Origin of the sequence: Actinomadura chibensis NBRC 106107 (assembly GCF_001552135.1) — a bacterium.
Taxonomy (GTDB): Bacteria; Actinomycetota; Actinomycetes; order Streptosporangiales; family Streptosporangiaceae; genus Spirillospora; species Spirillospora chibensis.
Window position 1 is genome coordinate 37,138 of sequence record NZ_BCQP01000024.1, and the last position, 9,935, is coordinate 47,072.

Below are 9,935 nucleotides of genomic sequence, written 5' to 3' on the forward strand. Positions count from 1 at the left end.
GAATCGCGGGAACCGACGGTTTTCACGCCTCTTTCCGCTGGACGCTATCGGCGCCGTCGACACCCCCCAACCCTTATGCACCCCTAGCGGCCGGACCCTCCGATCCGTTAGGGGCGCTTAGGGGTACAGGGGCCGCCGGCGGCGCCGCCAAACTCGGGAATCAATGGATCGGCGGCAGCCGCGAGGCGAGGGGGAAAGAACGACATGGACACCGGCCCCCGGGCGGAAGCCGCGCTCGTCTTTCCCGCGATCAGCCCGTCGAGTTTCGGCGACGTCGGCAAATTCATGCTGATGCACCCGGCCGCGCGGCGGCTCGTCGCGGCGGCCGACGACGCGCTCGGCTACTCCCTCGTCGACCGGTTCCGCGCGAGCGACGGCGCGTACACCGAGCCCGCCCGCGTCGCGTTCCTCGTGAACTGCCTCGCGATGGCCGGGTGGGCGGCGACGGCCCTGGACGCGGACCCGGTGGCGTGCGCGGGGCCGAGCTTCGGCGGGACGCCCGCGGCCGTCCACTCCGGCGCGCTCGACTTTGCCGACGCGGTGCGGCTCACCGCCGCCGCGGGCCGCCACATCGAGGAGTACTTCCGGCGCGAGCACCGGGGCGTCGTCACCCAGTCGTTCGCCCGCACCCCGCCGGAGGCGCTGGCCGAGGTGCTGGCCGACCTCGACGAGCGGGGCGCCTGGTACGACGTCTCCTGCTACGTCGACCACGACTTCTACATGCTGTCCGTGCACGAGGACAGGCTCGACTGGCTGACCGGTCGGCTGCGCCGCGTCGGCGGGCTTCCGCTCGCCGTGATGCGTCCGCCGATGCACTCCAGCGCCTTCGGGCCGCTGCGCGACTCCCTCGAACGCGACGTGTTCGCGGGCGTCGAGTTCCGCGACCCGTCGCTGCCCGTCGTGTCCGACCACGACGGGACGCCGCTGCGGTCCGGCGAGGAGCTGCGCACGCTCCTCCTGGACGCGGCGGTCCGCCCGGTCCGCTGGCCGGGCGTCATGGAGGCTCTCAAGGGCCTCGGCGTCGGCCGCCTCTACGTCTGCGGTCCGGACAACCTGTGGGGGCGCGTGCGGTGCGCGACCGACCAGTTCGACGTCGTCTCGCTGCGTCCCGAGCTGGCGATGCGCCCGCGCGCCCGGCGCACGCCCGCACGCGCCACCCGGGCGGGCCGCTAGGGCGGGCCACTAGGGCGGCGGACGGCCCGGCGGGGGCGGCGGCGTTCCTTCCGAATCGACCCTCTTCCGGGATGGCATCACGATGAACGAGATCCCCGAGCACGCGCTGCACGGCCGCTTCCTGCGCGGCCTCGCCGTGTCGCCTTCGCGCCCGGCCTTCCACGTGGACACATCGTCCATGACGTACGAGGCGCTGCACGAGCGGGCGCTGGCGTGGGCGGGCGCGCTGCTCGCCGCGCCGGGCGGGCCGCCGTCCGCGGTCGCCGTGCTGGCCGACAAGGGCCCGGCCGCGTACGGGGGGCTGCTCGCGGCGCTGTACACGGGCGCGACCGCCGTCCCGCTGAGCCCGGACTTCCCCGCCGCCCGGACGCGGCGGATGCTGGCGGACGCGAAGGTCTCCGCCGCCGTCGCCGACGCCGCCGGGATCGCCGCCCTGGAGGCGGCCGAGCTGGAGGTGCCGGTGCTGGCGGACGGCGCCGCCGCGCCCGGTCGGCTGCCGGTGATCCCGCCCGCCCGCGACGCCCTGGACGCGCCGCGCCCCGTCCGCCCGGAGGACGTCGCCTACCTGCTGTTCACGTCCGGCTCGACGGGGCGGCCGAAGGGCGTCAAGATCACGCACGCGGCCACGCACCACTACTTCTCGCTGCTGGACAAGCGGTACGACTTCGGCCCGGACGACGTCTTCTCCCAGACGTTCGGCCTCAACTTCGACTGCGCGATGTTCGACCTGTTCTGCGCGTGGGGCGCGGGGGCGAGCGTGCGGACCGTCCCGGTGCGGGCGTACACGGACCTGCCGTCGTTCCTGTCCGAGCGGGCGATGACGGTGTGGTTCTCGACGCCGTCGGCGATCGCGCTCGTCCGGCGGATGGGCGGGCTCGCGCCGGGCGCGATGCCGTCGCTGCGCTGGAGCCTCTTCGCCGGTGAGGCGCTGCGCCGCGCGGACGCCGCCGACTGGCAGGACGCGGCGCCCGCGTCCGCCGTGGAGAACCTGTACGGGCCGACCGAGCTGACCGTCACCGTGTCCGGGCACCGGTGGTCGGCGGAGACGTCGCCCGCGCTGTGCGTGAACGGGCACGTCCCGATCGGGACGGTCCACGAGGGCCACGACCACGTCCTCCTCGGCCCGGGCGACGCGGTGTCGGACGGCGCCGAGGGCGCCGAGGGCGAACTGTGCGTCGCGGGCCCGCAGATGACGCCCGGCTACCTCGACCCCCGCGACGGCGAGGGCCGCTTCCTCGTGCACGCCGGGCGCCGCTGGTACCGGACCGGCGACCGGGTCCGCCGCCTGCCCGGCGGCGAGCTCGCCTACCTCGGCCGCCTGGACGCCCAGGTGCAGATCCAGGGCTGGCGGGTGGAGCTGGCGGAGATCGACGACGCCGTCCGCGACTGCCCCGGCGTCGAGGACGCGGTGACCGTGACCCGCCCGGCCGACGCCGGGGGCCTGGAGCTCGTCGTCTTCTACACCGGCGCGCCCGTCTCCCCCGCCGTGCTCGCGGGACGGCTCCGGCAGGTGCTCCCCGAGGGGATGCTGCCGCGGGCGTTCCGGCACATGGAGTCCTTTCCCCTCAACCCCAACCGGAAGATCGACAGGGCCGGTCTCGCCGCGACCGCGGCGGCCGGGACAGCGGCGCGCGGATGAAGCGGCCGCCTTACGGAGGATCATGTCCACCTCAGCATCACCGCAGCGCGCCGGCCGGAGGGAGTGGGCGGGACTCGCCGTCCTGGTCCTCGCGAACCTGCTCGTCTCGATGGACGTCTCGGTGCTGTACCTCGCCGTCCCGTTCATCACCGCCGACCTGGAGCCGAGCGGCGCGCAGCAGCTCTGGATCCTCGACGTCTACGGGTTCCTGCTGGCCGGCCTGCTCATCACGATGGGCGTCCTCGGCGACCGGTTCGGGCGCCGCCGGATGCTCCTGCTCGGCGCGGCGCTGTTCGGCGCGGCGTCGGTCGCGGCGGCGTACTCCGCCAGCGCGGAGGCGCTGATCGGGGCGCGGGCCGCGCTGGGCGTGGCGGGCGCGGTGCTCGCGCCGTCGACGCTGGCGCTGATCCGCAGCATGTTCCGGGACGGCGACCAGCGCCGCACCGCGATCGCGATCTGGACGGCCGGGTTCTCCGGCGGCGCGGCGCTCGGCCCGCTGGTGTCCGGCGTCCTGCTGGACCATTTCTGGTGGGGTTCGGTGTTCCTGCTGAACGTCCCGCCGATGGTGCTGCTGCTGGCCCTCGCGCCGCTGCTGATCCCCGAGTACCGCGATCCGCGTCCGGGACGGTTCGACCTGGTCGGCGCGGTGCTGTCACTCGGTGCCGTGCTGCCCGCCGTCTACGGGATCAAGGAGCTGGCGCAGGACGGGGTGAGCGCCGTCCCGGTCGCGGCGGTCGTCGCGGGGCTGGTGCTCGCCGCGCTGTTCGTCATGTGGCAGCGGTCCCGCCGCGACCCGATGATCGACCTCGCGCTGTTCCGGGTGCGGACGTTCGCGGTGCCGATGGCGGTGAACCTGGTGGCGTTCTTCGCGCTCGTCGGGTTCGCGCTGTACTCGACGCAGTGGTTGCAGCTCGTGCGCGGGATGGGGCCGATGGAGGCGGCGCTGTGGTCGCTGCCCGCCCCGGCGGCGGTGGCGGTGGCGACGTCGGTGGCGAGCGGCCTCGCGCGGACGGTCCGCCCCGCCTACATCATCGGGACGGGGCTGCTGATGACGGCGGCCGGGTTCCTGGTGGTGACGCGGGTCGGCGTCCATTCGTCGCTGGCGGTGCTGGTGACCGGCGTGGTGCTGGTCGCGGCGGGCCTCGGGGTGGCGATGACGCTGACCGCCGACATGATCCTCACCGCGGCGCCGGCGGAGCGGGCGGGCGCGGCGTCGGCCCTCTCGGAGACCGGCAACCAGCTCGGCGGCGCGCTCGGCGTGGCGATCATGGGCAGCATCGGCGCGGCGATCTACCGGGACCGGATGGGCGACGCCGTCCCGGCCGGGCTGCCGCCGCGCGCGGTCGAGGCGGCGGAGAAGACGCTCGGCGGCGCCGCCGAGGTCGCCAAGGGCCTGCCGGGCGGCGCGCGCTCCGGGCTGCTGGAGACGGCGCGGGACGCATTCGTCCACGGCCTGAACGTCAACGCGGGCATCGCCGCCGGGGTGGTCGCGGTCGTCGCGGTCGTCGGGACGGTGCTGCTGCGCAACCATGGCGGTAAGCAGACCGGCCCCGAGGAGGGTCCCGAGGCCGCCGTCGAGAAGACCCCCGAGCCCGCCGGGGGACGCTGACCCTCGCCGGGCCGCGTCCCCCGGGGGCGCGGCCCGGTCAGGCGGACGACTCCAGCTCGCCGTCCAGGATCTCGAACATCTCGCTGGCCGACACCGCCGCCAGGTCGTCCGACCCGGCGGCGGTGTCGCCGTCCGGGCGGGACGCGGCGGCCCACGCGGCGGTGATCTCGCGGAGCCGGGCGGTGACGCGGGCCCGCGCGTCCGGGTCCGCGGCGGTCGACTCCAGCGCCAGTTCCAGGGCGCGCAGGTGCTCGTCCACGGCGGGGGCGGTGGGCGGCTCGGCCGGGTCCAGCTCGGCGTCGAGCAGCGCGGCGACCGCCGCCGCGTTCGGGTGGTCGAACACCAGCGTGGACGGCAGCCGCAGCCCGGTGGCGGCGTTGAGCGCGTTCCGCAGCTGGACGGCCGTGAGCGAGCTGAACCCGAGCTCGCTGAACGCGCGCTCCGGCTCGACCGCGTCCCGGTCGTCGTGCCCGAGGACGGCGGCGACCTGCGCCCGCACCAGCTCCAGCAGGAACCGGTCGCGCTCCGGCCCGGCCAGCTCGGCGAGCCGCCGCGCCAGGACGGCGGCCCCGCCGTCCCGCGCCGACTGCCGCGCGGGCACCTTGACCAGGCCGTGCAGCATCGCCGGGATCCCGCCCGACGCGGCGTGCGAGCGCAGCGCGGCCAGGTCGAGCCGGACGGGCAGCGGCGCCGGGGCGCCGTCCCGCAGCGCGAGGTCGAACAGTCCGAGCGCGTCGGCCGTGGCCAGCGCGGGTATGCCGGAGCGCTCGTGGCGGCGCAGGTCGGCGTCGCCGAGGCGGCGGGCCATGCCCGCCTCCGCCCACGGCCCCCACGCGAGCGACGCGGCGGGGAGGCCGAGACCGCGCCGGTGCACGGCGAGCGCGTCCAGGTAGGCGTTGGCCATCGCGTAGTTGCCCTGGCCGGGACCGCCGAGGACGCCGGACACCGACGAGAACAGCACGAACGCCGTCAGCTCCATGTCGCGGGTCAGCTCGTGGAGGTGCCAGGCCGCGTCCGCCTTGGGGCGCAGCACGGCGTCCAGGCGGTCAGGGGTGAGGGACGAGACCACGCCGTCGTCGAGGACCCCGGCGGCGTGGACGACGCCGGTCAGCGGACGGCCGTCGAGGAGCCGCGCCACGGCGTCCCGGTCGGCGAGGTCGCAGGCGGCGATCTCGGCGTCCGCGCCGAGCGCGGCGAGGTCGGCGCGCAGCTCGGCCGCGCCCGGCGCGTCCGGGCCGCGGCGGCTCACCAGCAGCAGCTTCCGGACGCCGTGCGCGGACACCAGGTGCCGGGCGATCAGCGGGCCGATGCCGCCCGTCCCGCCGGTGATCAGGACCGTCCCGGCCGGGTCCCAGGGCGCGGGCCCCGAGGGCGGCGCGGCCGACCGCGCGAGGCGGGGCACGCGCGGCTCGCCCGCGCGCAGCGCGACCTGCGGTTCGGGCAGCGCGGCGGCGGCGGGCAGCGCCCGCGCGGACTCGCCGGTGCCGTCGGTGTCGAGCAGGACGAACCGTCCGGGGTTCTCCTCCTGCGCGGATCTGATCAGCCCCCACAGCGCGGCCCCGGCGAGGTCGTCCGGCTTCTCGTGCGGCGCGGCGGCGACGGCGTTCTCGGTGACGACGGCGAGCCGGGACCCGGCGAACCGCTCGTCGGCGAGCCACTCCCGCGCGAGCGCGAGCACCTCGTGCCCGGCGCGCCGCACCTCCGCCGGGCCGGCACCGGACGGCGCGGGCGCGAACACCACGTCCGGCACCGCGGATCCGGCGAGTGCCGCGAGGTCCGGGACGCCCGGCAGGCCGTAGCGGTCGCCGCCGAGGACGACGCAGTCCGGGACGGGAGCGGCGGCGAGCCGCGTGCCGGTCCACTCGACGTGGAACAGCGCGTCGCCGCGGACGCCCCCCGCCGCCTCCAGCCGTTCGGCGGACACGGGCTCCAGCGTGACCGACGCCGCCGACAGCACGGGCCGTCCGGCCGCGTCGGCGAGTTCGAGCGCGTGCCCGCCACCGGTGGCGGACGTGATCCGCACCCGGACGGCCTCCGCGCCCTCGGCGTGCAGCCGCACCCCGCTCCACGCGGTGGGAAGGCTGACGTGGTCGGCGTCCTCTTCCAGCAGGACGAGATGGGTCGCCGCGTCCAGCAGCGCCGGGTGGATGCCGAACCCGCTGGCTCCGGCCGCGCCCTCGGGCAGCGCGATCTCGGCGTAGAGGTCCCGCCCGTGCCGCCAGGCCGCGCGCAGCCCCCGGTAGAGGGGGCCGTAGGCGTAGCCGCGGGCGAGGAGGCGCTCGTAGGCGTCCCCGACGTCGATCGCGGCGGCGCCCTGCGGCGGGGACGGCGACGGCGCGGGCGGCGGCCCGCCGTCCGCGGCGAGGCGTCCGGTGGCGTTGCGGGTCCACGGGACGTCCGGGGACGCGTCGGCTTGCCGGGAGAAGACGCTCACAGGCCAGCCGCCTGACCCGTCCCGCTCCCCCACGACGACCTGGAGCGCGAGCCCGCTTTCGGGCGGCGCCATCGGTTCGTGGACGGCCAGCTCCTCGACCAGGTCGGCGCCGACCTCGTCGGCGGCGCGGACGAGCAGGTCCACGAACGCCGCGCCCGGCAGCGGCGTGGCGCCGAGCACCTCGTGGTCGGTGAGCCACGGCCGGGACCCGGCCGCGAGCCGCCCGGTGAGGACGACGCCGCCGGACCCGGGCGCGGCGACCACGGCGCCGAGCAGCGGGTGCCCGGCCGGTTCGAGCCCGGCCGCGCCGACGTCCCCGGCCGCCCCGGCGGCGGCGTCGGGCCAGTGGCGCTTCCGCTGGAAGGGGTAGGTGGGCAGGTCGACGGCCCGGGCGCCGCGCCCGGCGAACACCGCGTGCCAGTCGACGTCCGCGCCGTCCGCGTACAGGGCGCCGACCGCGGTGAGGAGCGCCGCCGCCTCGCCGCCGTCGCGGCGCAGCACGGGCACGACGACCCGGCGCCCGCCGGACGCGGCGTCGAGGACGCCTTCGGCGAGGGCGGTCAGGACGGCGTCCGGCCCGACCTCCACGAACCGGGTGACGCCCTCCGACTCCAGGTGGCGGACGCCGTCGGCGAACCGGACGGCGTCCCGCGCGTGCCGCACCCAGTACTCGGGCGACCGGTGGTCGGCCGAGCCGTCCCCGGTGACGTTCGAGACGATCGGGATGGACGGCTCCGCGTGGTCGAGCCCGGCGGCGACGCGTCCGAACTCGGCGAGCATCGGGTCGAGCAGCGGCGAGTGGAAGGCGTGCGAGACGCGCAGCCGGTTCGTCCCGCGGCCGAGCGCGGCGAAGTGCGCGACGACGCGCTCGACCTCGGCCTCCGGGCCGGAGACGACGACCGAGTCGGGGCCGTTGACGGCGGCGATCGCGGTGTTCGCGGCGTTCGCGGTGTCCGGGCCGAGGGCGGCGGACGCCTCGTCCTCGGTCGCCCGCACGGCGGCCATCGCGCCGCCCGCCGGGAGCGCCTGCATCAGCCGCCCGCGCGCGGCGACGAGCGCGGCGGCGTCCGGCAGCGTCCAGACGCCCGCGACGTGCGCGGCGACCAGCTCGCCGACGGAGTGCCCGGCGACGAGGTCGGGCCGCAGCCCCCACGACTCCAGCAGCCGGTAGAGGGCGACCTCCACGGCGAACAGCCCGGCCTGCGTGTGGACGGTCTGGTCGAGCCGCTCCCGGTCGTCGTCCCAGAGGACAGTCTTCAGCGGCACGTCCAGGTGCTTGTCGAGTTCGGCGCACGCGGCGTCGAGCGCGTCCGCGAACACGGGGAACGCCTCGTACAGCTCGCGTCCCATGCCGGGCCGCTGCGCGCCCTGGCCGGAGAACAGGAACGCCGTCAGGCCGGTCGAGGCGACGCCGCCGAGCACGTCCGGGCGCGGCTCGCCCGCGGCGACCGCCGCGAGCCCGGCGGCCCCGGCGGCGGTGTCGGCGGCGAGGACGACGGCGCGGTGCTCCAGCGCGGCCCGCCCGGTCGCGAGCGAGTACCCGACGGACAGGGCGTCGGCGCCGTCCAGTCCGGCCGCGACGCGTCCGGCCTGGGCGCGGAGCGTGGCGGCGTCCCGCGCGGACACCGGCCACGGCACCGGGGCGCCGTCCGGCCACGGCAGCGCCTCCTCCGTCCCTGGCTCCTCCTCGGGGGCCTGCTCGATGATCAGGTGGGCGTTGGTGCCGCTGACGCCGAAGGACGAGACGGCGGCGCGGCGCGGCCGGTCGTCGCCGTGCTCCGGCCATTCCCGCGCCTCGGTCAGCAGGCGCACGTTCCCCGCGTCCCAGTCGACGTGCCTGGACGGCTCCGTCACGTGCAGCGTCTTCGGCAGCAGCCCGTGCCGCATCGCCATCACCGTCTTGATGATCCCGGCGACCCCGGCGGCGGCCTGCGCGTGCCCGATGTTCGACTTGATCGACCCGAGCCACAGCGGCCGGTCGTCCGGGCGGTTCCGCCCGTAGGTCGCGAGGAGCGCCTGCGCCTCGATCGGGTCGCCGAGCGTGGTGCCCGTCCCGTGGCCCTCGACCGCGTCGACGTCCCCGGCCGCGAGCCGCGACTCGGCGAGCGCGTGCCGGATCAGCCGCTGCTGCGCCGGCCCGTTCGGCGCGGTGAGGCCGTTGGACGCGCCGTCCTGGTTGACGGCGCTGCCCCGCACGACGGCCAGTACCCGGTGGCCGTTGCGGCGCGCGTCGGACAGCCGCTCCAGCAGGAGGATCCCGGCGCCCTCGGCCCAGCCGGTGCCGTCCGCCGCGTCCGAGAACGCCTTGCAGCGGCCGTCCGGGGCGAGGCCGCGCTGCCTGCTGAACGCGATGAACGGCGCGGGCAGCGACATCACGAGGACGCCGCCCGCGAGCGCCAGGTCGCATTCGCGGCGGCGCAGCGCGTGCGCCGCGAGGTGCACCGCGACCAGCGACGACGAGCACGCCGTGTCGACGGTCAGCGCGGGGCCCTCCAGGCCGAGCGTGTAGGCGATCCGGCCGGAGATCACCGACGCCGCGTTGGCGGTGCTGAGGTAGGTCTCCGCGGCCTCGGGCAGGGCGTCCAGGACGTAGGCGTAGTCCTGCCCGCCGGACCCGACGAACACCCCGACCTGCTTCTCGCGGAGGGAGTGCGGGTCGATCCCAGCGCGCTCGCACACCTCCCACGACAGCTCCAGCGCGATCCGCTGCTGCGGGTCCATGCTGAGGGCCTCGCGCGGGGAGATGCCGAAGAACCCGGCGTCGAAGTCCCCCGCGTCGTACACGAACCCGCCCTCGCGGACGTAGCTGGCGCCGGGACGGTCGGGGTCGGCGTCGAACAGCCGCCCGGTGTCCCAGCCCCGGTCGTCCGGGAACGGGCCGACGGCGTCGGTCCCGTCCGCGACCAGCTTCCACAGCCCCTCCGGGGACCGGACGCCGCCCGGGTACCGGCAGCTCATCGCGACGATCGCGATCGGCTCCCGTTCCCTGGTCTCGACGTCCTGGAGCCGCCGCCGGGTCTGGTGCAGCTCCGCCGTGACCCGTTTGAGGTAGCCGAGCAGCTTCTCGTCGTTCGCCATGT

At 76.6% G+C, this 9,935-nt stretch carries 4 protein-coding genes; 3 read left to right on the forward strand and 1 reads right to left on the reverse strand.

The window, feature by feature from the left end; genetic code table 11:
• The first annotated feature begins 204 nt into the window (after window positions 1–204).
• The 3 genes from ACH01S_RS14065 to ACH01S_RS14075 all read left to right on the forward strand — a co-directional run bounded on the left by ACH01S_RS14065 (window position 205) and on the right by ACH01S_RS14075 (window position 4,421).
• Window positions 205–1,173 (forward strand): ACP S-malonyltransferase, encoded by a 969-nt coding sequence (locus ACH01S_RS14065; RefSeq protein ID WP_083980667.1) that lies wholly within the window; start codon window positions 205–207, stop codon window positions 1,171–1,173.
• 82 nt (window positions 1,174–1,255) lie between these two features.
• Entirely contained in the window at window positions 1,256–2,812 is a 1,557-nt protein-coding gene (locus ACH01S_RS14070) for an AMP-binding protein (protein WP_067890608.1), read from the forward strand.
• Between the two features lie 22 nt (window positions 2,813–2,834).
• On the forward strand, window positions 2,835–4,421 hold the full coding sequence (locus tag ACH01S_RS14075) for an MFS transporter (protein ID WP_067890611.1): 1,587 nt from the start codon (window positions 2,835–2,837) through the stop codon (window positions 4,419–4,421).
• 37 nt (window positions 4,422–4,458) lie between these two features.
• Here ACH01S_RS14075 and ACH01S_RS14080 read toward each other — a convergent pair whose 3' ends face one another.
• Complete coding sequence (locus ACH01S_RS14080; RefSeq protein WP_067890614.1) at window positions 4,459–9,933, reverse strand: type I polyketide synthase; 5,475 nt, start codon at window positions 9,931–9,933, stop codon at window positions 4,459–4,461.
• Window positions 9,934–9,935 lie beyond the last annotated feature (2 nt).